We start from the raw sequence: 212 nt of genomic DNA, 5'->3' as shown, positions 1-212 counted from the left end.
TTGCACGAGTGCGCGCCGAGGGCGACGCGGCGCTGGTCGACTACACGCAAAAATTCGGCGGCGGCGACCTGACCAAACTCGGCATTGCCGTCTCCGAGGATGACATTGCCAACGCGTACGATGCTGCGGATACGCAGACGATCGAAGCGCTGAAATTCGCGCGCGAGCGCATCCGCGCCCATCACCAGCGGCAACTGCCGCAGGATGACCGC

General features: G+C 64.6%; 1 protein-coding gene. It reads left to right on the top strand.

Annotation, left to right across the window (positions count from 1 at the left end; translation table 11 throughout):
- Positions 1–212, top strand: a 212-nt coding sequence (locus E5W87_RS31165; RefSeq protein WP_292406490.1) for a histidinol dehydrogenase, incomplete at both ends; no start/stop codon positions are given.

This window comes from Mesorhizobium sp. (assembly GCF_004962925.1).
Lineage (GTDB): Bacteria > Pseudomonadota > Alphaproteobacteria > Rhizobiales > Rhizobiaceae > Mesorhizobium.
The sequence above is the reverse complement of the archived record's forward strand: the minus strand, read 5'-3'. Positions and strand labels throughout refer to the sequence as shown.